Annotated in this window: 19 protein-coding genes; 7 read left to right on the top strand and 12 right to left on the bottom strand. The window is 54.4% G+C overall.

Features of this window, described 5'->3' with window-relative positions; all coding sequences use genetic code 11:
• Positions 1–45: 45 nt before the first annotated feature.
• The gene (locus tag AAC086_RS19080) at positions 46–1,008 is read left to right on the top strand and encodes a D-glycerate dehydrogenase (protein WP_339781101.1); all 963 of its coding nucleotides are present in this window, start codon (positions 46–48) and stop codon (positions 1,006–1,008) included.
• Between the two features lie 95 nt (positions 1,009–1,103).
• On the opposite strand, the gene AAC086_RS19075 is transcribed toward AAC086_RS19080, so the two are convergent.
• Positions 1,104–3,641 carry a PAS-domain containing protein gene (locus AAC086_RS19075; protein WP_339781100.1) on the bottom strand — a complete coding sequence of 846 codons (2,538 nt, stop codon included), beginning with the start codon at positions 3,639–3,641 and terminating at the stop codon, positions 1,104–1,106.
• 250 nt (positions 3,642–3,891) lie between these two features.
• On the opposite strand from AAC086_RS19075, the gene AAC086_RS19070 reads away from it, so the two are divergent.
• The 3 genes from AAC086_RS19070 (at position 3,892) to AAC086_RS19060 (ending at position 7,430) form a co-directional block, all read left to right on the top strand.
• Entirely contained in the window at positions 3,892–5,142 is a 1,251-nt protein-coding gene (locus tag AAC086_RS19070; protein ID WP_339781098.1) for an HD domain-containing protein, read from the top strand.
• A gap of 192 nt (positions 5,143–5,334) precedes the next feature.
• On the top strand, positions 5,335–6,006 hold the full coding sequence (locus tag AAC086_RS19065) for a TrkA family potassium uptake protein (protein ID WP_339781096.1): 672 nt from the start codon (positions 5,335–5,337) through the stop codon (positions 6,004–6,006).
• Positions 6,007–6,089: 83 nt separating this feature from the next.
• Positions 6,090–7,430: a TrkH family potassium uptake protein gene (locus tag AAC086_RS19060; protein ID WP_339781094.1), complete on the top strand. Its 1,341-nt coding sequence runs from the start codon at positions 6,090–6,092 to the stop codon at positions 7,428–7,430.
• A 71-nt stretch (positions 7,431–7,501) separates the two neighbouring features.
• On the opposite strand, the gene AAC086_RS19055 is transcribed toward AAC086_RS19060, so the two are convergent.
• The gene (locus AAC086_RS19055; protein ID WP_339781093.1) at positions 7,502–8,059 is read right to left on the bottom strand and encodes a GNAT family N-acetyltransferase; all 558 of its coding nucleotides are present in this window, start codon (positions 8,057–8,059) and stop codon (positions 7,502–7,504) included.
• Positions 8,060–8,153: 94 nt separating this feature from the next.
• A complete protein-coding gene (locus AAC086_RS19050) occupies positions 8,154–8,726 on the bottom strand; it encodes a TetR/AcrR family transcriptional regulator C-terminal ligand-binding domain-containing protein (RefSeq protein ID WP_339781092.1) in 573 nt (190 codons plus the stop codon).
• 89 nt (positions 8,727–8,815) lie between these two features.
• On the opposite strand from AAC086_RS19050, the gene AAC086_RS19045 reads away from it, so the two are divergent.
• Positions 8,816–10,021 (top strand): MFS transporter, encoded by a 1,206-nt coding sequence (locus AAC086_RS19045; protein ID WP_339781091.1) that lies wholly within the window; start codon positions 8,816–8,818, stop codon positions 10,019–10,021.
• 233 nt (positions 10,022–10,254) lie between these two features.
• Here AAC086_RS19045 and AAC086_RS19040 read toward each other — a convergent pair whose 3' ends face one another.
• Entirely contained in the window at positions 10,255–10,764 is a 510-nt protein-coding gene (locus tag AAC086_RS19040) for a hypothetical protein (protein ID WP_339781090.1), read from the bottom strand.
• A 306-nt stretch (positions 10,765–11,070) separates the two neighbouring features.
• Here AAC086_RS19040 and AAC086_RS19035 point away from each other — a divergent pair, with 306 nt between their 5' ends.
• A complete protein-coding gene (locus AAC086_RS19035; RefSeq protein WP_339781088.1) occupies positions 11,071–12,003 on the top strand; it encodes a DUF294 nucleotidyltransferase-like domain-containing protein in 933 nt (310 codons plus the stop codon).
• Between the two features lie 197 nt (positions 12,004–12,200).
• Here the strand turns inward: AAC086_RS19035 and ahcY are convergent, their stop codons facing one another.
• The 8 genes from ahcY to AAC086_RS18995 form a co-directional block, all read right to left on the bottom strand.
• Positions 12,201–13,496 (bottom strand): adenosylhomocysteinase, encoded by a 1,296-nt coding sequence (gene ahcY, locus AAC086_RS19030; RefSeq protein ID WP_339781086.1) that lies wholly within the window; start codon positions 13,494–13,496, stop codon positions 12,201–12,203.
• A 310-nt stretch (positions 13,497–13,806) separates the two neighbouring features.
• On the bottom strand, positions 13,807–15,606 hold the full coding sequence (ptsP, locus tag AAC086_RS19025; protein WP_339781085.1) for a phosphoenolpyruvate--protein phosphotransferase: 1,800 nt from the start codon (positions 15,604–15,606) through the stop codon (positions 13,807–13,809).
• Between the two features lie 40 nt (positions 15,607–15,646).
• Positions 15,647–15,922 (bottom strand): HPr family phosphocarrier protein, encoded by a 276-nt coding sequence (locus tag AAC086_RS19020; RefSeq protein WP_339781083.1) that lies wholly within the window; start codon positions 15,920–15,922, stop codon positions 15,647–15,649.
• Positions 15,923–15,978: 56 nt separating this feature from the next.
• Positions 15,979–16,383: a PTS sugar transporter subunit IIA gene (locus AAC086_RS19015; RefSeq protein ID WP_339781081.1), complete on the bottom strand. Its 405-nt coding sequence runs from the start codon at positions 16,381–16,383 to the stop codon at positions 15,979–15,981.
• Positions 16,384–16,396: 13 nt separating this feature from the next.
• Positions 16,397–17,416 (bottom strand): RNase adapter RapZ, encoded by a 1,020-nt coding sequence (rapZ, locus tag AAC086_RS19010; RefSeq protein ID WP_339781079.1) that lies wholly within the window; start codon positions 17,414–17,416, stop codon positions 16,397–16,399.
• On the bottom strand, positions 17,413–17,859 hold the full coding sequence (locus AAC086_RS19005; RefSeq protein ID WP_339781078.1) for an HPr kinase/phosphatase C-terminal domain-containing protein: 447 nt from the start codon (positions 17,857–17,859) through the stop codon (positions 17,413–17,415). Before AAC086_RS19005 ends, rapZ begins: the two co-directional genes overlap by 4 nt.
• Positions 17,860–17,964: 105 nt before the next feature.
• Positions 17,965–19,626 (bottom strand): stimulus-sensing domain-containing protein, encoded by a 1,662-nt coding sequence (locus AAC086_RS19000; protein ID WP_339781076.1) that lies wholly within the window; start codon positions 19,624–19,626, stop codon positions 17,965–17,967.
• Between the two features lie 109 nt (positions 19,627–19,735).
• A complete protein-coding gene (locus AAC086_RS18995) occupies positions 19,736–20,479 on the bottom strand; it encodes a response regulator transcription factor (protein WP_339781074.1) in 744 nt (247 codons plus the stop codon).
• 304 nt (positions 20,480–20,783) lie between these two features.
• On the opposite strand from AAC086_RS18995, the gene AAC086_RS18990 reads away from it, so the two are divergent.
• Positions 20,784–21,743, top strand: coding sequence for a TAXI family TRAP transporter solute-binding subunit (locus tag AAC086_RS18990; protein ID WP_339781072.1), 960 nt, complete (start codon positions 20,784–20,786; stop codon positions 21,741–21,743).
• The last annotated feature ends 236 nt before the right edge of the window (positions 21,744–21,979 follow it).

Here is a 21,979-nt window from a genome sequence, read left to right as displayed (position 1 = left end):
ATACGCTTGTCGCCGATATTTTCCACCGCGATCTGGATTGAAAAGATGAAACCGGTTCTTGCCATTACCCGCCGCCTGCCCGCCAATATCGAAGCCCGCGCCCGGGGCAGCTATGATGTGCGCCTCAACGAAGGCGACACCCCGCTGACCCGCGAAGAAATTCTGGCCCTGGCACAGGATGCGGATGCGATACTGGTTTCGGTCGGCGACCCGATTGATCGCGATTTTTTCCAAGCCTTGCCTGCCAGGGTCAAAATCATCGCCACCTTTTCGGTGGGCACCGACCATATCGACCTTGCGGCAGCCGCCGAAAAAGGCGTGATTATTGGCAACACACCGGGCGTTTTAACCGATGCCACCGCCGATATTGCCTGGTTGCTGATATTGGGTGCGGCCCGCCGTGCCGGAGAAGGCGAAGCCGAAATTCGCACAGCGCGCTGGCGCGGATGGCGGCCAACCCACATGATCGGTACGCAGGTAACCGGCAAAAAACTGGGCATTATCGGCATGGGCCGCATCGGCCAGGCCGTGGCCAGACGGGCGCGCGGATTTGATATGGAAGTCCATTATTTCAACCGCACACGCCTGCCCGCCGATCAGGAAAATGGGGCGACCTATCATGACAGCATTGATGCCTTGCTGCCCCATTGCCAGTTCCTGTCGCTGCATTGCCCCTCCACCGCCGAAACCCGTGGCATGGTCAACACCGCTTTGCTGCAAAAACTGCCCAAAGGCGCCATCCTGATCAACACCGCACGCGGCGATGTGGTTAATGATGCCGATTTGATTGTCGCCCTTAAATCGGGCGATCTGGCGGCGGTCGGGTTGGATGTATTTGCAGGCGAACCCGATATTGCGCCCGCCTATCGCGATTTACCCAACACGTTTTTGCTGCCCCATCTGGGATCAGCCACCGCCGAAACCCGCACCGCAATGGGCAGCCGTGCCCTTGATAATATCGATGCCTGCCTGGCCGGGAATGAGGTGCCGTTTCGCGTGACTGTCTGAGGACAACGGCACCACTTACCAAATAACAAAGCCGCCCGTTCCCTGTCGGAACGGCGGCTTTGTTCTGTTTAAAAATATGTGCCGACCACCGGTTTTCACCCAAGATCGCTTTCTTCGCCCGCAGGCAGGATACAGGAAATTTCGCGGCCATCGCGGCTGATTTTAACCCGCCCGCCATGAATTTCGACCACGGCGCGCACCATGGCCATGCCCAGGGCCCGGCGCGCCGATGCCGGTTCACCATCGCGCAACCCTTCAAACAGCATGGGTTGCGGGGTTTCATCGGTCAGGCCAATGGTGATTTCAATGTTTTCGCCCCGACGACGGGCCACAACTGAAACTTCGCTGCCTTCGGGGGCATTACGCAAAACGTTGGTTACTAAAATGAACAAGGCCTGTTTCAGGCGGCGTTCATCGGCGACCATCCAGCCAATATTGCGCGAACAATAAAGCCGCAATGATACATTCAATTCCGCCAGACGCGCCCGGGTGAGCGCCTCGAGCGAGCGCAGCAACCGGCGCGGATCAACGGTATCAAGTTCCAGCGCCACCTGCCCGGACCCCAATGTGGCAAGATCGCGCATGTCATCCACCAGCGCCAGCATACTTTGCGCTTCGGTGCGGATAATCTCCACCGATTGCGACACATTGCCATGCAGATGCGGCAACATCCGGTCGGCCAAGCCGTTGATATGGTCCAATGGCCGGGTCAATTCGCGCGAGACGGTGGAAATAAAATCAGACTTCATCTGATCGGCCGTGCGCAAGGCCTCGTTCCGTTCGCGCAGGGCGCGTTCAACCCGAATGCTGTCGGTGACATCAAGGTAAGACATCATCACCGCCCCGTCGGGCAAGGGCACCACGGCAAAATCAATGATGCTGCCGTCGCTGCGTTCGAGGCGCCCCGACATCGGTTCGTGGTTGGTAATACGTGCGACCATGCGGCTTTTAAACTTGCCCCAATCACCCGGAACGGACCAGAAATCGCGCGACTTTTCAATCACATCGGAAAGATGCGGGGCGGCCGCCAAAAACACATCATCAAGCGCCCACATATCGCCAAAACCATGGTTATACAGGCGCAAGCGGCCATCGCCGCTAATCACGCCAACGGCTTCATGCAGGTTTTCCAGCGTTTCGCGCTGAACCGCGATCAGGGTGTTATAGCTGCTTTCCAAAACCAGCTTGTCGGTGACATCTTCATAGGCAAACATCAGCCCGCCAAACGGATGAGGCGACACAAACCGGCGCAATGTTACACCGTTTGGCAAATGCAACAGGTCTTCGACCGGTTTTAAAAGATCGGTGAAACGCTGGTTTTCCTGATCGCGGAACTGGCCGAAATCGGTGACCTCGGGCAATTTTCGTTCATCGCGCAAGCGGCGCAGCAAATCTTCCAGGGCCGGTTCACCCAGCAACCATTCCTCGTCAAGGTCCCACAGCGCGGCAAAAGCCGCGTTAAAGAAAATCAGCCGTTTGTTGCCGCCAAAAATGGCAATTGCCGTGCCCAGATTTTCCAGCACCTCGGCGTGGGCGCGCACATGGCGCGACAGATCGGCCTGTTTTTCCTCAAGCTCGGTGCAATCAATGGCAAAACCCACCATGCCACCAACATCATCGCCCTGCATGACCGGAGATTCGGTAATACGCAGCAAACGCCGGTCGCCCTGCATGACAACGTGGTAATCGCGCGTTGTGGTTTCATTATTGCGCAATGCCGATGCCGCCAGCGCGCGGCCCTGATCGGGGATAGAACCCGCACCCAGTTCACTACCGGCACGGATAACCTCTTGCGCGGTTTTATGTTCAACTGCCTCGACATAGGCGGCATTACAATCAACCAGATTAAGCTCGCTATCGCGCCGCCACACTGGAAACGGCAATTCATCGATCACGTGGCGCAGGCTGGAAACATCCTGTCGCAAGGCAGCAAAATCACCAATCTGGCTTTCACGTTCGCGGGTATGGCGGGTTTCATCGCGAAACCACACCGCATGGCCCAGCACCGACGATTTACGATCCCGCCTGGCAACCGTCCCCGTCACATGAAACTTGCGGCCATCAATCGCATTTATCCAGATGGCGAATCGTTCGTGGGTGGATTTCAGGGTCCGGACCCGGTCTTGCAAGATGCGGGCATCTTCATCGCGCAACAGTTCAAGCAGATCAGGAAAGCGCGCATCAACCGCCAGATTGAAACTGCGCATCAAGGCCGGGCTGCCGCCATCGACGAATCCTTTATGCGCCCAATAATAAACCGGGTCAGGGGCGGCATAAAACAGATGGGTAAACAGGGCGGCTGTGTCTTCCATTTGCGATTCGTGGTCTTCTGCTTCGTCAAGATGGCGGCGCATCCGCACAGCAAGGCGCCAGCCAATGGCACTGGCAATCGCGGCACCGCCCAATGTTGCCAGCCCGATCACGGTTAAATCCCGCGCGCCAAGGGCGCCAATCGCCGATAAAAAGTCGCCGGAGGAAACTGTAATTTCAGGGTCGGCCTGCAACGCCGCACTGCGGGCCTGCGCATGAACAACACCTGGCTGGAAAATTTCAAAAATAACGCCATAACATGCTGAAAACACGCCAAATTGCCATAATTTGGACATGACAAACGGGTCTTGTTTCGTCGTCAAACGACGAAGACGCCGACATGCCTTACGGTATGTGGACCAAACCCCTGTCACGTATTTACAACCAATCATCCATTTATATTTTATGCGCAGTTACGCGTGATTTTAAAACCATTTCGATCCTATTAACAGGTCCTGACCTTGAGGGCAGTTTCGGCGATTTTGGGAAAATCTGCAATGACATAAGGGGGAAATCGGGCTATGTCTGCCAATGCCGTTAACTTGATCAAAAATCGACGCAGTTAGTATCAGAATGAGTGTCAAACCGCAGCTGGATCTTTTTGCCCCACGCGCCACGCCAAGACCGGCAGCGCCGCGCAAGGATTCGCCCGCACCGTCCCCCCCGGCACCGGCAACCCCCGTCGCCCAGGACCTGTTTGATAGCGACTTTAACGCCGAAGACATCCGGGAATGGAACCAGCTGTTTCCCAATGCGCCGCAATATAGCTATCATTTCAAACGCGCACAGATCAGTTCGGCCTTTGATCGCCCCCTACATAAACGCCTGATCGCCTCGCACGCCTTTGAAAGGCTGCGCGAGATTTCGTTTTTGGGTGCCATCGACTATCTGTTTCATCCCAACGGCAAACCGGCCAATATCCGGCATTCGCGCTATGATCACAGCATTGGCGTTGCCCTGTTATCGCAACAATATTGCCGGTTAAACGGGCTGCCCGAACAAGATCGCGATCTTTTAGGCGCCGCCGCCCTGCTGCACGATATTGGTCACGGGCCGTTTTCCCATACGCTCGAACCTGAATTTGCCCGGCGGTTCAAACTGAACCACCATCAACTGACCAACAAAATCATTCTGGGTGAAGTGGACCTGGATTTATCGGTGCGTCATTTGCTGGAAAAGCACAATGTAGACCCGGAAGCGGTGATTGCGATTTTGTCAAAAAAATCCGACCACCCGCACGCCACCCTTTTTACCGGCCCGGTCAATATTGATACGCTGGAAGGCATTAGCCGGACAAAAACATATGTGCATCCACATTATGTGCATTGCCATCCGCGCCTGTTGCTTGATGCGGCGGTCAAGCTTGATGACGAATCGCTTCAGCGCCTTGACAAGTTCTGGCAGTTAAAAGAAGACATCTATCGCAATTTCATTTTCGGGCCGATGTGCTTTGCCACCGACCATCTGTGCCGGGAATTTGTGGTTGATAACGCGCCGGACTTTGCCGCCAATGACTTTTTGCTGACCGAAACGGCCTTTATGCGCCGCCATCCGGCCTTTCGCAAATTTCTGCACAGCCTGAAAAACCGTATCGAACTGGACGGGGTTGCCGACGTGATCGACGCCGACCTTGCCAATTTAATCGGGGCAGAACAGGCGACCAAAGTGCCCAAACGCGAATTTCACATTAATACCGAGGTCGCGGTGACCAGCTTTGCCGACCTTGGCAAACGCTATTACGAAGAAAAACACAGCTTTCTGCGCCGTGTTGGCAACCTGGCAGACCCGGCACAACAGGCCGCCGCCGCCAGCCTGTTTGACTAGGCTCCTGACCTAAACCTGCAAGGACGCACCCTGCCCCTGGCCTGCCCCTTACAGGCGGAACAAGCACATATACCAAACGTTGAGGGTGAAACCCGACATTGTTCACAATAGATGTTTGCCGATGTCTGCCCGTGTTGCCATCACCCTGCAAATCATGGCGCACACCACATCATAACCGGGATTTTCCGTTTCATGGCGCAAACCAAAGACAAGATAAAACGCAGCTTTGTCATTATCGGTCTGGGCACATTTGGCGGCACCATTGCCATCGAACTGGCCCGTTTTGGCAACCGGGTTCTGGGCATTGACATCAACGAAAAAAACGTCAGCGACCTTGCCAACACGGTGGCCGAAGCCGTGATTGCCGATGGCCGCGATGAAGAAGCCCTGCGCCAGGCCGGGGCCGACCATTATGACGTGGCCGTTGTCGCCATTGGCGAAGATCTGGAAGCCAATATTTTATGCACCATGAATGTCAAACTGATGGGCATCAAAACCGTTTGGGTCAAAGCGCAAAGCAAAACCCACCACCGTATCCTCAGCAAAATGGGGGCGGACCGGGTGATTTTGCCGGAACAGGAAATGGGCCAGCATATTGCACAAATGCTGCATAACCCTGCGGTGCGCGACTATCTTAGTCTGGGCAACAATTTCCATGTTATTAATATCAATGTTCCCGAAGAGCTTGAAAACACACCGTTAAGCGACCTTAAATTAGGCAAGGAATACGGAACCCGCTGCCTTGGCGTCATGCGTGGCAGCGACTATCTGGGTTGCGAAGGCAATATTCAGCTCAAAAAGGACGATAAAATGATGGTGCTGGGCCGCCGCGATGAATTGCGCCTGTTTGGCGATGGCTTATAGGCCCGAAGCCCGCCTGCGGTCATCGCCATTTTAAAAAAGTACGGGTGCAACACCACCTGTTTTCAAGGTTATCTTTCCAAGTCATGCAAATTTCGCTGCCGCAGATTTCCTCAAAAAAGTTTCGCATCCCGCCCCCTGCGGTGCTGGCCGCGACCTATGCGATATTGATCATTCTGGGCACCGTTCTTTTTAAAATACCCGGCGTTTCCCAACCATTGACCTGGTCCGATGCCCTGTTTACCGCAACCTCGGCGGTCACCGTTACCGGCCTGTCGGTGGTGGATGTTGGCAGCCATTTCAGCCTGTTTGGGCAAATTGTTCTTCTGGTTCTGATCCAGTTGGGCGGACTGGGCCTGATGACCTTTGCCGCCCTGGTGCTATCCGTTCTGGGCCTGCCAATTGATATTCCCCACCGCACCTATCTGCGCGAGGATTTAAACCAGACCTCGATCGGCGATTTGATCCGGCTGGTCAAAGTCATTTTGCGGGTGGTTTTACTGTGCGAACTGATCGGGGCCATTTTGCTGGCTTTTGTGTTCATCCCCGATGCGGGCTGGGCCGAAGGGCTATGGCAGGCGCTGTTTCATTCGGTTTCGGCTTTTAACAATGCCGGGTTTTCCCTGTTTCCCGACAGTTTAACCCGCTATGCCACCAACCCGCTGGTCAATGTGACCGTGCCGGGTTTGTTGTTGATCGGCGGGCTGGGTTTTAGTGTGCTGTCCGATCTGTATTATGTGCGCCGCTGGCAAAAGTTTTCACTGCATAGCAAACTGATGCTGTGCGGCAGTGCGGCTTTGATTTTGTGGTCGGTTTCGTCATTTGCCATTCTGGAATGGAACAATCCCGCCACACTGGGCCATATCGCCAGTATTTTTGACAAATTACAGATCAGCTGGTTTCAGGGCACCACAACGCGCACCGCCGGGTTTAACACCGTCAATATTGCCGGCATGCATGACAGCACAACCCTGACCTTCATCTTGCTCATGCTGATTGGCGGCGGCAGCACATCAACGGCAGGTGGCATCAAGGTGACAACCTTTATTGTCCTTTTGCTGGCAACGGTTGCGTTTTTCAAACGTCGGCAACAACTTCACGCCTTTGGCCGCGCCATCGCCCTTGAAGAAGTTTTAAAGGTGCTGGCCTTAACCATGATCAGCATGCTGATTGTGGCAACCGCCCTGTTCCTGATCACCCTTTCAAATGATGGCGACTTTTTAGACCTGATGTTCGAGGTGGCCTCGGCCTTTGGCACCGTGGGCCTGTCACGCGGGGCAACCGGCGACCTTGATACATTAGGCCGCACCGTTATCATCCTGACCATGTTTATTGGCCGTATTGGCCCGTTAACCTTGGGTTTTTTCATGGCGACCCGGGTGCCCCCGCGCATTCGCTATCCGTCCAGCCAGATTTTCCTGGGGTAATATCATGTCTCCGGGAAACGACATGCCGATGGAGGAGGCCGACGATCGGTTGCGATCCGCAAAATTTTATATCAGCGCAATTCAAACAGGCCGGTCATTTCGCCATACAGCAACACATCGCGCTGATAGACCAGACCGGCCCGTATCAACACCCGTTGCGATGCCGGGTTAACCGCCCGTGCCAACCCGATAATCAGCGGTGCCTGCAAATTATGGCGGGCATAAAAAACCGCAGCCCGGGCAATTTCGCTGGCAAAACCACGCCCCCAACAGTCAGGGTGCACATGATAGGAAAGATTAAGCACATCGTAATGAAGCGAATGCGCAACACCACCAAAGCCGACAATTTTTTCACCATCCAGAACCGCCCAACGGCCAAAGCCGTGTTCTGCCCAATGTGCCATATCGCGATCCAGCCGTGCCGCACTGGCGGCAGCATCGTCCGGTGTTGGGTCAGGCCGGTGGCGGGTCAGTTCGGGGCGCGCGAACATATCGCTTAGAAAAGGCAGATCACTGATCTGCGGCGGGCGCAGCGTCAATCGCGGGGTTTGCCAAAGATCGGGGCCAATCGATAGAAAAACAGGGCGGGACGGCGACTGGTCCAGATTTTCATTTTCCACATCCGTCATTTCATCCTCCATCCCTGGGGTCTGCAAACCCGAAATCCTGAGCCAATTAAAGCACTTTTCCTTTAAAGCACTTTTCCTTTAATGCCCGCGGCTGTTAAAAACGCACCACTTGTTCAGGTGGCAAACAACGATCCACCAGCCCCCGCACATAGGCATTATCGGGCGCTATGGATGAAAACAAAATGCGATAGACCATGGGGGCAAAGATACCATCGATTAAAAAGTCGGTCGCGGGAACGGTTTCACCGCGTGCGGCTGCCCGTCCGGCCAACTCCCCAAGGCGTGTTGTAAGCATATCGACACAGCGCAAGGTCGAACTGTTATCATCTGACGCAATCATATTGCGCAACATCGACCGCCCCAGATCCGAGTTCATCTCGTCAAAATACTGTTCCGCATAGTCCAGAACATCACAGCGAAAATCACCGGTATCGGGCAATGTATCGTCAAGATCAAACCGTTCCAGGGCAACATCGGCCAGCAAGGTCGAAATATCGCCCCAGCGCCGATAAATGGTCGAGGGGGTAACACCTGCTTGCTGGGCGATCATTGGCACGGTCACATCCGCCCGATCATAGGTATCGAGCAGGCTTTTTACCGCCGCATGAATCGATTGTTGCACCCGGGCGCTACGACCGCCGGTGCGTATGCCTTTGTTAATCGCCATGAAACACCTTAACACAAATTATTTGCGTTAAGCGAGGTTTTACATCACACTGCACTTAACGCAAATAATTCGCCTTTATGGAGATGCTGATGAGTTCCCCATCTCATATCACTGTTCCCGATGCGCCCCACCCGGCTGTGCGCTGGTTTCTGTCACTGGTTTTAATGACCTTTCTTGCGGCCTCGGCTGCACCAACACCGATGTATCACCTCTATCAGCAGGCCTGGCATTTTTCGGCACCAATGCTGACCCTGATTTTTGCGGTTTATCCGTTCACACTTTTAGTCTCCCTGTTAATTCTGGGGTCACTTTCCGACCATATTGGCCGCAAACCGGTTATTTTTGCAGCCCTGATACTGGAAATATTATCGATGGCCCTGTTTATCAATGCCGATGGCATTGCCGGGCTTCTTTTTGCCCGTGTCCTACAGGGGCTTGCCACAGGTATCGCCACCAGTGTCCTTGCCGCTGCCCTGTTTGACAGCGACCATGAAAAAGGGCCACTTTTTAACAGTATCTCCCCCCTCATAGGCCTTGCTGCCGGGGGACTTATTGCCAGCATTCTGGTTGAATATGCCCCAATGCCCCTGCATCTGACCTATTGGGGCATGGCGGGATTAATGGTGGTGCAGGCATTGATGGTTTTTGGCCTGCCCGAAACGGCAAAACGTCGGCCGGGGGCCTTAAAATCATTATATCCGCGTATTTCTGTGCCTGTTGCGGCGCGCCAGGCCATGCTTGAAATTGCCCCGGTCAATATTGCCACATGGGCCCTGGGCGGGTTTACCCTGTCGCTCGCACCCTCCCTTATTACAGCGGCAACCGGGTCAACATCTTCGCTCAATGGCGGAATTGTGGTGGCGATTCTGGCACTTTCCGGCACGATTTCAGTGCTAACATTGCGCACGAAAGACCCGGCCCGGGTGCTGCTTTTGGGCACCACAATCCAGGCCAGCGGTATTACCGTCATTTTGACTGCCGTCAATAGCGGTCAATTGTGGTTGTTTTTTCTGGGATATCTTGTTGCCGGTGCCGGATTTGGCGGCAGTTTTCTAGGGTCTGTCCGCACATTGATGCCCCTGGCAGAACCCCATCAGCGTGCCGGTCTTATGTCGGCATTTTACGTAATGTCCTATCTGGCGTTCAGTGTCCCGGCCCTTGTGGCAGGTACAATGGTGCACGAGGTTGGGTTGATCACAACCGCAAATGGCTATGGCATGGTCCTGATTGCACTGGCTGCCCTTTCATTAAGCGGGCAAATTCGCCGCCGCAATGCCATCTGCCCGGCCAAATAAGACCTGTTTTCAAGCCCCTGTTGTCCCACATTCGCCAAAATAGCCTATCGAACATCGGGTTCAGATGCTGCCTCGGCGACCTGTTTTTAAACCGCCAAAAGCCAATGGCGGGCGCGCTTGATGCCTGTGGAAAACTTTGTGGGCGGAATGTGCAAAACCGCAGGAAAACGGCATTTTTTCTGTGGAAGAAACCCGGGACAGTTTGTGAATATTGTTTTTAAAACCAAGTATTCCTAATGGTTTGGAAGGCCGTTTTCACGTCGCGTCTTACGGATGTCATCGGCCTGGCTGATCACCATACGGCGTAAATCATCCAGCCCGGCGCGTTGCAGTTTAACAGCGTCCACACATTGGGGTTTCGGGGTGAAACCATTAGGTGTTTCCCGATCCCAGTCCAGCACCCGGTCAAGTGTTGCACTCAGGGCATCAACATTACCAAACGCATACACATTAAGCGGCCGTCCGATCTGTTCGCTCAGTGATCCAAACAGGGCCGGGTCACCATCGGCGGGCAAATCGGGGTGGCAGGTCAGATAAACGCGATAGCGCAACTGACCGGCATAAAACCAGAAAACCGCTTCCTGGCGCTGTGCCGCGTTAAACAGCTTTTGCGCCAGAATATAATAGGCCGCCGGATGTTTGTTTTCGATATGGTCGCGAATTTCGCCCGCCGTCATATCGTTAAAGGTCGGTTCGGTTTTGCCATAGGCCTGCACAGGCATTGCCCCCAAACCTGCGATCACGGGCAATATCCTCAAAAATTTGCGAAGCTGCACTTTAACAGGCACTCCTTTGTTTGCGGTGTCGATCAACCATTTCTGCAATACCAGGTGCCTTGCCGGTATCGTTTTAAGGCCACCTTTGGTGGTCCTGATTTTCGTGGGATATTTATTCCCTATCGACGATAGTAACCGTCGAACGGGGCGAAATATTGACAGATTTTACAAAAATGCGCCGCCCGACACCGTAATCCCGGTTTTTAATTGCGCAGCGTTATGTCAATAATATCAAAAGTAAAACCCTTCAAAACGAAGAAAACGGAACCGGTTGTGCTGCCCGATTGTATTGCCCAAAACCAAAAATATTCGGCCCGGCATCTGACCAATATGCGTCAGGCGCTGGCTGCGCATTTACACGGCAGTGCCTTTTGCGTGGTTGTGACCGGGTCGTTTGGCCGCCACGAGGCATCGGACCAATCGGATCTGGACTATTTTCTGATTGGCCGCGAAGCCGACCGCAATTTGGCCCCCTATCGCGATGTTGGCGATATTTTAGGGGCCATGGTGGCCAAAAAGCCAGCCGTTGGCGGGCCGTTTTCGGCCTATGTCCCGGCCGAGGAACTGGTCAACCGCATTGGTCTGGATGGCGATACAAATTCCATTACCACACGTCGGTTGCTGTTTTTGCTGGAATGCGAATGGCTGTATAACGAACCGGCCAAACGCGCCTTTTTTGACGAATTGATTGCCAATTACGTCACCGAAAATGTCACGCGCGACTCAATTGCGCGGTTTCTGGTCAATGACGTGATCCGCTATTACCGCACCATCAGCGTGGATTTTGAGATCAAAACCCGTGAAGGTCGGGCCAAAGCATGGGCACCACGCCGCCTGAAACTGGTTTTTTCGCGCAAGATGCTGTATTTCGGCGGCATTATCGCTGCGGCTGAAACCGCCGGGTTTGACTATGTTGGCAAACGGGCCAAATTGTCCGAATTGTTGCAATTACCGCCGATCACGCGCCTGCAAACGGTGTTTGGCGACAAAAGCCTGGCGGCCCTGGAACTGTACGATCATTTTCTATCGCGCTTGAATGACCCGGAAATTCGCCAACGGCTGGAAAAAATCGACCAGAACGACCGCAACCACCCGGAATTACGCAAACTGTTTGATGACGGCAAACAGTTTTCGCGAGAATTAATCGGCCTGCTCAACCACCGTTACAGCCCAGACCACCCCATCCACGAAGCCCTGTTAATGTAACAACAGCTATTAAAGTATCCGTCTTGATCAAGCGGATCGAACATAAGGTTTCCCGCCAGCTCGGCAAGCCAGGCCAAGGCAGGTCAAGTGCGAGGTGACGCCGGGCATTTTCAATGGGCAAATGGACAGAATATTCAAAAACCGGCCCGCACATCAATGCGGGCCGGTTGCTTGTTGTGCCGGAAAAGGTGCGGCAATTAATAGCGGTAATGATCCGGCTTGAACGGACCAGCCTGCGGAACGGCAATGTATTCGGCCTGTTCGGCAGACAGTTTGGTCAGCTTGACGCCAAGACGTTCGAGGTGCAGGGCAGCAACCTTTTCGTCAAGGTGTTTGGGCAGAACATAAACCTGGTTTTCGTAATTGGCGTGGTTGGTCCACAATTCGATCTGGGCCAGCACCTGGTTGGTGAAGGATGCCGACATCACAAAGCTGGGGTGACCGGTTGCGCAACCCAGATTGACCAGACGGCCTTCGGCCAGAACGATCAGGCGTTTGCCATCGGGGAATTCAACTTCGTCGACCTGCGGTTTGACGTTGTCCCATTTGTAATTGCGCAGCGAATTGATCTGAATTTCGGAATCAAAATGGCCGATATTGCAAACAATTGCCCGGTCTTTCATCGCCCGCATATGGTCCAGCGTGATGATATCGATGTTACCGGTGGTGGTGACGAAAATATCGCCAACCGGTGCGGCATCTTCCATCGTGGTGACTTCATAACCTTCCATTGCGGCCTGAAGCGCGCAGATCGGGTCAATTTCGGTGACCAGAACGCGGGCACCCTGGCTGCGCAAGGATGCAGAAGAGCCTTTGCCCACGTCGCCATAACCGGCAACAACAGCAACCTTGCCCGCAACCATGACGTCGGTGGCGCGTTTGATGCCATCAACCAGGCTTTCGCGACAGCCATAAAGGTTATCGAATTTCGATTTGGTGACCGAATCATTCACATTGATGGCCGGAACCTTCAGGGTGCCTTTTTTTGCCATTTCATAAAGACGATGCACACCCGTGGTGGTTTCTTCGGACAGGCCTTTAATGTCGGCCAGCAGTTCCGGGTATTTTTCGTGGATCAACTGGGTCAAATCACCGCCATCATCCAGGATGAGGTTCGGTTTCCAGCCATCCGGCCCTTCGATGGTCTGCTCGATGCACCACCAGAATTCTTCCTCGGTTTCACCTTTCCAGGCGAAAGTCGGGATTTCAGCCGCAGCCATCGCCGCCGCAGCCTGATCCTGGGTCGAGAAAATGTTGCAAGACGACCAGCGAACGGTGGCGCCCAAGGCAATCAGGGTTTCCATCAGAACGGCGGTCTGAATGGTCATATGCAGGCAACCGGCAATGCGGGCACCCTTCAGCGGCTTGGTGGTGCCAAATTCTTCGCGCAGCGCCATCAGGCCCGGCATTTCAGTTTCGGCAATCGCAATTTCCTTGCGACCCCAGCCGGCCAGCGAAAGGTCTGCGACCTTGCAATCGGTAAAATTAGACATGTCGTCTCCATCAATCAGATATGGCGCTTTCATATCCTTTGCCGATTTTCACCGAAAAAGGAAATGAAACCGCCGTTAAATTACGTGCATCTGGCCAGCAATGCCAACCTTGCCTGACGCATATATAAAGATATGTTTATATCGGCATCAAGTGTTTTCTTATTCCCGTGGCAAACGCAACGCCAAACATATCGCCCAACGCGCTGTTCACATCATGGCGCGGCGTGCCTGCCACATATCGGTACGCTGTCATGTGATAACCAGTGCCCAGCCCGCAAAGAAAACTTACGCTGTTGGCAAACCGGCGCGATCAGGCCAGATCGTTAAAATCATCTAACATCACGGCAATACGGTCCGGGTCCCATTGATCCAGAATTTGCTGGGCCTGATATTCGGATGTCCGGCTGTCAAGGCGGCGCACCCGTTGTTTTACCTGCAACAAACTGCCCGGCGACATCGATAATTTACGCAGTCCCATGCCCAAAAACAGAGGCGTATAGCGCGGATCCCCGGCCATTTCACCACAAACACTCATGGGGATGCCCGTACGGGCCGCGGCCTTTGCCGCCTCGTAAATCAGGCGTAAAATAGCGGGATGAAGCGGGTCATATAAATGCGCCACCTGGTCGTCGCTGCGGTCAATGGCCAGGGTGTATTGGGTTAAATCGTTGGTGCCGATGGCAAAAAATTCGCATTCGCGCGCCAGCGCATCAATGCTAAGGGCGGCGGCCGGTATTTCGATCATCGCGCCGAGCGGCGGCAGCGTTTGGGGCAGGGCATGACCATCGCAGCGCAAACGGTCGGCGACTTTGGTGTAAATCTGGCGCACACGGGTCATTTCACCCACAGTCACCACCATAGGCACCAATACGCGAACCTTGCCGTGCAAGGATGCGCGCAAAATGGCGGCAAGCTGGGTTTCCAACAAATCCTCGCGGCGCAGTGACAAGCGCACACCACGCAGCCCCAGCGCCGGATTCGGGCCACTGCCAACGTCGTTTTGCAGGGCCACTGCCAGTTTTTCACCGCCGATATCAAGGGTCCGGATGGTAACGGGCAGGTCTTTCATCTGGCTGACAATACCGGCAAGTTCCTGATATTGTTCTTCTTCATCGGGCAGATAGCTTTTGTTCATAAACATGAACTCGCTGCGCAAAAGCCCGATGCCCGATGCCCCGTTTTGCAAAACGGTCGAGACCTCGACAGGCAATTCGATATTGGCATGCAGTTCTACCGGCACATTATCCCGGGTTTCCGACCGCAGGCTGCGCAAGCCCAGCAATTTGGTACGTTTTGCCTGCCAGTCTTCCCGCCTTTTGCCATACAGGGCCAAATCAGCCGCAGTGGGCCGCAAAATAACTTCGCCGCGCAAACCATCAACAATGATGGTATCGCCCCCCGAAATGCCGCGAATAATATCCGCCGCCCCCAAAACAGCCGGAAGGCCCAGCGCCCGGGCCATAATGGCCGTGTGGCCTTCGGCCCCGCCAATGGCGGTTACAAACGCGCCAACACTGCCCGGTTGCAGGCGGGCCATGTCAGCCGGGCTGAGTTCTTCGGCAATCAGAATGGCGCCCGGCGGGGCCTGGTCTAACGCACGGTCACTTTCGCCGGTCAGGCTGCGCATCAGGCGCAGGCCCACCTCGCGAATATCGGCGGCGCGCGCGGCAATGTATTTGTCTTTAATGCCGAAAAATTGCTGGGCGATGCTGTCGATCACGTCGCTGACCGCCCAGACCGCATTCATTTTCTGCTGGCGAATCCGGTCTTCGGCCCCACGCAACAGGCGCGACTGCGTCAGCATCTGGATATAGGCATCAAGCAGAAAACCCAGTTCGTCGGACCCCGAGGCTTCCCGCGCACCAGATTGCGATTTCAGGCGCCGCAACTGCTCGATACTGTCATCAACGCCCCGATGCAGGGCGGCGACTTCGTCGTCGATACGGTCAGAAGAAATGGTCTGACGAACAACATGGATATATTGCCGGTCCAGCACAAAGGCCCGGCCAATGACGATGCCGCCAGAAGCCCCCAGGCCGACAATCATACGTCGCCCGGTAACCGAGGCGTCCTTGCTCTGGTCAGTCGTATCGCGCGGTGTAACTTGCAAACGTTTCCTGATCGGTTTTTACCGTTTTAGGATGCCGACCCTATTCTTCGTGGAACTTGGCCTCGACCAGTTCACTTAGTGCCGCAATCGCCTGATTACAATCCATGCCGGTTGCTTCTATTTCAATTTCAGTGCCGGTTGATGCTGCCAGCATCATCAAGCCCATAATGGACACCCCCGAAACCTCGGTTCCCCGGTTGCGAACCATGATACGGGCCTCGAACTCGCCCGCCAGTTTAACAAATTTCGCCGCCGCCCGCGCGTGCAATCCACGCTGATTGACGATGGTAACGATATGCTTTTCAGTTTGCGACATTCTGTTCCCCGTCGGCAGAAGGAAATCGGATCCTGGCTGCCGCACCTTTAATGGTCTTATTCTTCGCCACTTAACAAACGTGAAGCGACATTGATATATTTCCGGCCTGCATCCTGTGCGGCATTCACTGACTGGGCCAGTGTCCCCTCAACCCGAACCGATGCCAGCTTGATCAATAACGGTAAATTGACCCCGGCAATCACTTCGACATGGGCCTGTTCCATAATGGAAATCGCCAGATTGGACGGCGTCCCACCGAACATGTCGGTCAACAGAACCACACCCTGACCACTATCAACTTCCTCGACCGCAGCCAGTATATCGGCACGACGCTGTTCCATATCGTCATCCGGCCCGATGCACACGGCTGCGACATTGTCCTGCGCGCCAACAACATGTTCAAGCGCGGCAACAAATTCCCGTGCGAGATCGCCGTGGGTGACAAGCACCATCCCGATCATGCCGTTTTCTCCATCAAATCATTTCCCCCTGCTTGGTTTCATCCGGCTCTGCCGGTTTGTCACGATGACTGAGATGAACGTCATATCCCAGTGTTGATATCCACTCATTTAGCAGGCGCGCAATATACACGGACCTGTGTTTCCCGCCAGTGCAACCGACCGCAATGGTCAGATAACTTTTACCTTCTTCGGCATAGCGGGGCAGTATCGGCCCGATCAGGGCCTTTAACCGATCCATAAAACCGGCAAAATCACGATCCTGCGCAACATAATCCCCCACCCGCAGGTCCATGCCGGTCAGATTGCGAAGATCGGGATCATAATGCGGATTGCGCAAAAAGCGCACATCAAAAACAAGGTCGGCTTCGCCCGGCACCCCTTGCCGGAACGAAAAGCTTTTGACAAAAATCGCCATCTGCCCGGATGTCGGGCTGGCGAACTGATCTTGTAAAATTTTGCGAAGTTCGGCTGCCTTTAAACGAGATGTGTCGATTTGCACATCTGCGATGGTGGCAATCGGGGCCATTAACCGTTTTTCATGGGCAATCGCATCAACCAGCGGCCGGTCCTGGGTCAGCGGATGAGGACGGCGGCTTTCGGTAAAACGCTGTTGCAAAACAGCATTTTCGGCATCAACAAAAACCACCGTTACATCCAGCCCGCTTTGCGCCCGCAGGGAAGCGATAATATCGCCAAACTGGTCCACGCCAAAATCGCGGGTGCGAATATCAAGGCCAATGGCAACAGGCACATGTAATTCGGCATCGCCCGATAACAGGTTGGGCAACAGGCGCAGGGGCAAATTATCCACTGCGTCAAAGCCAAAATCTTCCAGAATTTTAAGGCTGGTGGTGCGCCCCGCCCCCGAAACACCGGTGACCAGCACCAGCCGGGCATCGGGGTTGCCACCGCCATGCTGATCCGTGTCGCGCGCCCGGGCACGCATGACGGTCAGGGCATCAACCGTATCGGCGTGGGCGGGCTGGCTTTTGCTGCCTGGCGGCAGGTCAGTTTTTTGGGGCAAGTCAGTCATGATACAATCCGCATCTTCCCGGTGGCCAGGGCCAGGGCCATTTTGACTTTGTCAGGCGCGCTGGCCTCGAACGCATTTATCTTCCAGACCGGAAGTGAAACCCCGCACAGAATATCGCTTGCAAGGTCTGGCATACGATCAATTATATCATCTGCACCGGGTTCGACCAGATCAGCAATGACACAAATTTCGGCATGAGGGCAAAGCGCCATACCCGCAACAATGCCCAACCCGCGTATTTCCATCAATCCGGCAATTTCATCGGGGGCGGAGGCAACCAGAACCCCGTTTTGCGCAACAATATTGGTCCAGTCATCCGATACCAGTTGCGCGCCGCGCGAAATAAGGCGCAGGGAAAGATCGGATTTGCCGCTGCCTGACGGGCCTCGCAACAAAATGCCGAGCCCGTCAAACGCGACGCAGTTTGCGTGAAGCTGTGTCATGTCGGGCAAAACGATGCGCGGCCCGGCACGGCTTGTCAAACGGGGAATTAAGGTAAACCGCCCGCACTGCACAAAAAACATATTCAAGCAATGAATGGCCGCCATTTATAGCGGCAAACGCACGGTAAACATGGCCCCTTTAACCGCCCCTTCAAGGGTGCGATTCGATGCACTCAAGTGACCATTGTGGGCCGCGACGATTCGCTGCGAAATCGACAAACCCAGCCCGGAATGCTGACCAAACTTCTCGCTTGAGGGACGTTCGGTGTAAAACCGGTTGAAAATGGCTTCTTCCTTGCCCGCCGGTATGCCCGGCCCGTCATCTTCGATGGTAATCACGGCCTGGTTTTTATCGCGCCATGCCCGCACGCGCACTTCGCCGTCTTCGGGGCTAAAGGTCAGGGCGTTGGAAATCAGATTGCGAAACACCTGCACCAGGCGGCTTTCAAGGGCGGGCACCACCAGATTTTCAGGGGCGGAGACCTTCACCTGTGGCCCTTTCCCGCCAGCATTGTAAAGTTCCGACAGGGTTTGCAGTAAAATCCGCAAATCAACTTCTTCGCTTTCAGCGCGCGACAATTCAGCATCCATGCGTGAATAATCGGAAATATCGCTGATCAACCGGTCCAGGCGCTGCACGTCTTCGGCAATGATTTCCATCAGGCGGCGCTGGCGTTCGGCATCTTTTAACCGGGTCGCGGTTTCAACAGCACTGCGCAAAGATGTTAGCGGATTTTTGATTTCATGGGCCACATCGGCGGCAAAACGTTCAATGGCATCCATGCGGTCCCACAGGGTTTCCGTCATATCGCGCAAGGTGCCCGACAAATCGCCAATTTCATCGTTACGGTCGGTTAGATCGGGGATGGTGAACTGGCGATTTTTGCTACGCCGCACCCGTTCAGCGGCACGGGCCAGCCGGTTTAGCGGACGGGTAATCACCCCGGCCAGATAAATCGACAGCAGCACGGTAATACCAAAGGCAAAAACAAAGATTTTCAGGATATCAAGCCGAACCGCGTGCAGGGCACTCTCAATCGTGTCGCCATTTTTGGTCAGCATGATCGATGCCAGAACCTGCTTGAACCGCTGAACCGGCACCGAAACCGACAATACCCGCCGCCCCCTTCCATCGACCCGCACCACCCCGCGCGAATAACCGGCAAGGGCGGCGCGCACCTCGGGGTAATCCGATGCGCTGGCAATTGGCGGGTCCACATAAAGCGGCAACGGCTGATCGCCTTCAAACAGCGATAACACCCCTTCGGTCAGGTTGCGCATAATCTCGGCAAGTTCGTCGTCATCCCCCGGGGCGGGCAATTCTTCGGCCTGCACGGCACCGGCACCAAAGGATTGAATATTGCGGCTATCGGCAATCAATTGCCCGTTGGCACCAAACAAACGGGCGCGCGCCCCGGTAATGCCCACCAGGCGCCGCACCATTTCACGCGCGGTTTCCAGTTTAACCCGTTCAGTGGCATCATCGCCGCGCCCCACAGCCGCGGTTGACAGGGCGGCTGCATACATTTCGGCCTGCACGGCCATTGCTTCAAGTTCGGAATGAATAAGTTCCTGCTTGTAACGCCCCAGATACAAAATCCCCGCCACCAGCACAAAAAGGGCCAGCGCATTAACGGCAAGGATTCGCCATGTCAGCGGAGAAAATAACCCATGCCGTTCCTCGAGGCGCACAGAACGCGCCTCGCCGGATCGGGAATCGGTCTGGTTTCCGCCCTGTTGGGGTGCCGAAGCAGTTTTATCGCTCATGCAATCCATACTTTATCCCGGCACATTTGTGCGCGCCGGGTTGTTGAAGCCGTGCTTGATGTTTGATGCCAGAAGCCTGATGCCTAAAGCATTTTTCCTTTAATATGCTTTAGTCCGTTGAAATACCAACGGCACCAGGAACAACGGCGGCTGCCGTATCACGGTAGCGATACCCCACACCATAGAGCGTCTCGATTTCCTTGAATTCCCTGTCAGTTTCGCGGAATTTCTTGCGCAGGCGCTTGATGTGACTGTCAATGGTCCGGTCATCGACATAAATATGCTCGCCATAGGCCGCATCAATCAGCTGATCGCGGTTTTTAACGTGGCCCGGATGTTTTGCCAGTGCCTGAATCAACAAAAATTCCGTCACGGTCAGGTTCACATGTTGACCTTTCCAACTGCACATATGGCGCGACGGATCCAGCACCAGGTCGCCGCGCTGGATAACATCATCCGACCCGGTCGGGCGCACACCCCCGGCGCGAATAATTTCAGCGCGGCGCAAAAGGGTGCGAATACGTTCGATCAGCAAACGCTGGGAAAACGGCTTTTTAATATAGTCGTCCGCACCAAGGCGCAAACCGGTCAATTCATCGACCTCGTCATCCTTGGATGTCAGGAAAATAACCGGCATCTGGGTCTTTTTGCGCAAATGCGTCAAAAGTTCCAACCCGTCCATACGCGGCATTTTAATATCCAGAACGGCCAGATCCGGCTCTTCCCTGGTCAAAGCATGCAAGGCTTCTGACCCGTCGGAATAGGTGCTGACTTCATAACCTTCTTCTTCCAGTGCCATCGAAACCGATGTCAGAATGTTCCGGTCGTCATCCACAAGCGCAATCTTACTCACCTGGATCCTCGTTTCAAAAATTGAACTACTTAACGTGGACTATACAAAAAACACTGCTTTGTGGCGAAAAAATAACCTGATGCGACATATTTGAGGTTTTTCATATCTATTAAACACTGTTGCAATGCGGTCGCTGCAATGCCAAACAGATTTCGGTACGACAATATGTATATATGCCACAGATATAATCTGGCCTATTCTTTGGAAGTCCCCTAAGCTGCTTCACGCTGGCGTGAAGAAAGAACCGTGAAGGATGCGGCACCGGGGTGCAACCGAATTCATATCTTCAAGGGAGGAAGACCTGATGACATCTATCCGTGCGAAATCCGTACTTGCAGGGGCAATGGCGGTAGCACTGAGCTTTGGCTCCGTCTCGATGGCCAAGGCCGACGAATTTATCAATGTTCTGACCGGCGGTACATCGGGTGTTTATTACCCGCTGGGCGCGGCACTGGCCAATGTTTATGGCGAAAAGATCGAAGGGGCCCGCACCCAGGTTCAGTCAACCAAAGCCTCGGTTGAAAACCTGAACCTGCTACAGGCTGGCCGGGGCGAAATCGGTTTTGCCCTGGGCGATTCAGTTAAACTTGCCTGGGAAGGCAACGAAGAAGTCGGTTTTAAAAAGCCACTTGATAAGCTGCGCGGTATTGCCGCCATTTATCCGAACTACATCCAGATCGTGGCGTCCAAGGAATCCGGTATCAAGTCGCTGGCCGACCTCAAAGGCAAAAGCGTTTCTGTTGGCGCGCCGAAATCGGGCACCGAGCTAAACGCTCGCAAGATTTTCGAAGCCGCAGGCATGTCCTATGAGGACCTTGGCAAAGTTGAATATCTGCCGTTTGCAGAATCGGTCGAACTGATGAAAAACCGTCAGCTTGATGCGACCCTGCAATCTGCCGGTCTTGGCGTTGCATCGCTTAAGGATCTGTCGGCATCAATGGAAGTCACCATTGTGTCGGTTCCTGCTGACGTTACCGACAAGCTGGGTGCCCCTTATATTGCCCGCGAAATTCCGGCTGGCACCTATGAAGGGCAGGCCGACGATGTTCCGACCGTGGCCATCGTCAACTTCCTGGTCAGTCATTCCGGCGTTTCCGATGAAATCGCCTATCAGATGACCAAACAGCTGTTTGAAAACCTGCCGACCCTTGAAGCTGCCCACAACGCTGCCAAGGCGATCAAACTGGAAAATGCGATTAAAGGCATGCCATTGCCGCTGCACCCGGGTGCAGAACGTTACTACAAAGAAAAAGGCATCATGTAATCGCCTTGCGCGGACAGCCTGCCGCCCACAGGCAGGCTGTCCGGTGTTCCTCTTTTTCACCGCTCGGGGTGCAATGCTCCGACCGGGATTGCTTTTGTGCCGCGCCATTTTACCCACCGCACAATTGAAATCCCTTTTCTACCTGTTGCCGACGTTGCCGGGGACCCTAAAGCATGTTTCTTTTAATATGACCCATTTTGCCAGCGCAGTCTGCCGCCTGGCAAGGAGAAGTCCGC

Source organism: uncultured Thalassospira sp. (assembly GCF_963976115.1).
In the GTDB taxonomy this organism is placed as follows: Bacteria; Pseudomonadota; Alphaproteobacteria; order Rhodospirillales; family Thalassospiraceae; genus Thalassospira.
Note: the sequence above shows the minus strand (reverse complement) of the source record. Positions and strands in the feature narration are given on the sequence as shown.

Coding starts and splice junctions, on each gene's coding strand:
- AAC086_RS19000 (WP_339781076.1), bottom strand. CDS start 19,626: ATGAGCGATAAAACTGCTTCGGCACCCCAACAGGGCGGAAACCAGACC.
- AAC086_RS19045 (WP_339781091.1), top strand. CDS start 8,816: ATGAGTTCCCCATCTCATATCACTGTTCCCGATGCGCCCCACCCGGCT.
- AAC086_RS19080 (WP_339781101.1), top strand. CDS start 46: ATGAAACCGGTTCTTGCCATTACCCGCCGCCTGCCCGCCAATATCGAA.
- AAC086_RS19065 (WP_339781096.1), top strand. CDS start 5,335: ATGGCGCAAACCAAAGACAAGATAAAACGCAGCTTTGTCATTATCGGT.
- rapZ (WP_339781079.1), bottom strand. CDS start 17,416: ATGACTGACTTGCCCCAAAAAACTGACCTGCCGCCAGGCAGCAAAAGC.
- AAC086_RS19060 (WP_339781094.1), top strand. CDS start 6,090: ATGCAAATTTCGCTGCCGCAGATTTCCTCAAAAAAGTTTCGCATCCCG.
- AAC086_RS19055 (WP_339781093.1), bottom strand. CDS start 8,059: ATGACGGATGTGGAAAATGAAAATCTGGACCAGTCGCCGTCCCGCCCT.
- AAC086_RS19005 (WP_339781078.1), bottom strand. CDS start 17,859: ATGACACAGCTTCACGCAAACTGCGTCGCGTTTGACGGGCTCGGCATT.
- AAC086_RS19070 (WP_339781098.1), top strand. CDS start 3,892: ATGAGTGTCAAACCGCAGCTGGATCTTTTTGCCCCACGCGCCACGCCA.
- ahcY (WP_339781086.1), bottom strand. CDS start 13,496: ATGTCTAATTTTACCGATTGCAAGGTCGCAGACCTTTCGCTGGCCGGC.
- AAC086_RS18990 (WP_339781072.1), top strand. CDS start 20,784: ATGACATCTATCCGTGCGAAATCCGTACTTGCAGGGGCAATGGCGGTA.
- AAC086_RS19015 (WP_339781081.1), bottom strand. CDS start 16,383: ATGATCGGGATGGTGCTTGTCACCCACGGCGATCTCGCACGGGAATTT.
- AAC086_RS19020 (WP_339781083.1), bottom strand. CDS start 15,922: ATGTCGCAAACTGAAAAGCATATCGTTACCATCGTCAATCAGCGTGGA.
- AAC086_RS19050 (WP_339781092.1), bottom strand. CDS start 8,726: ATGGCGATTAACAAAGGCATACGCACCGGCGGTCGTAGCGCCCGGGTG.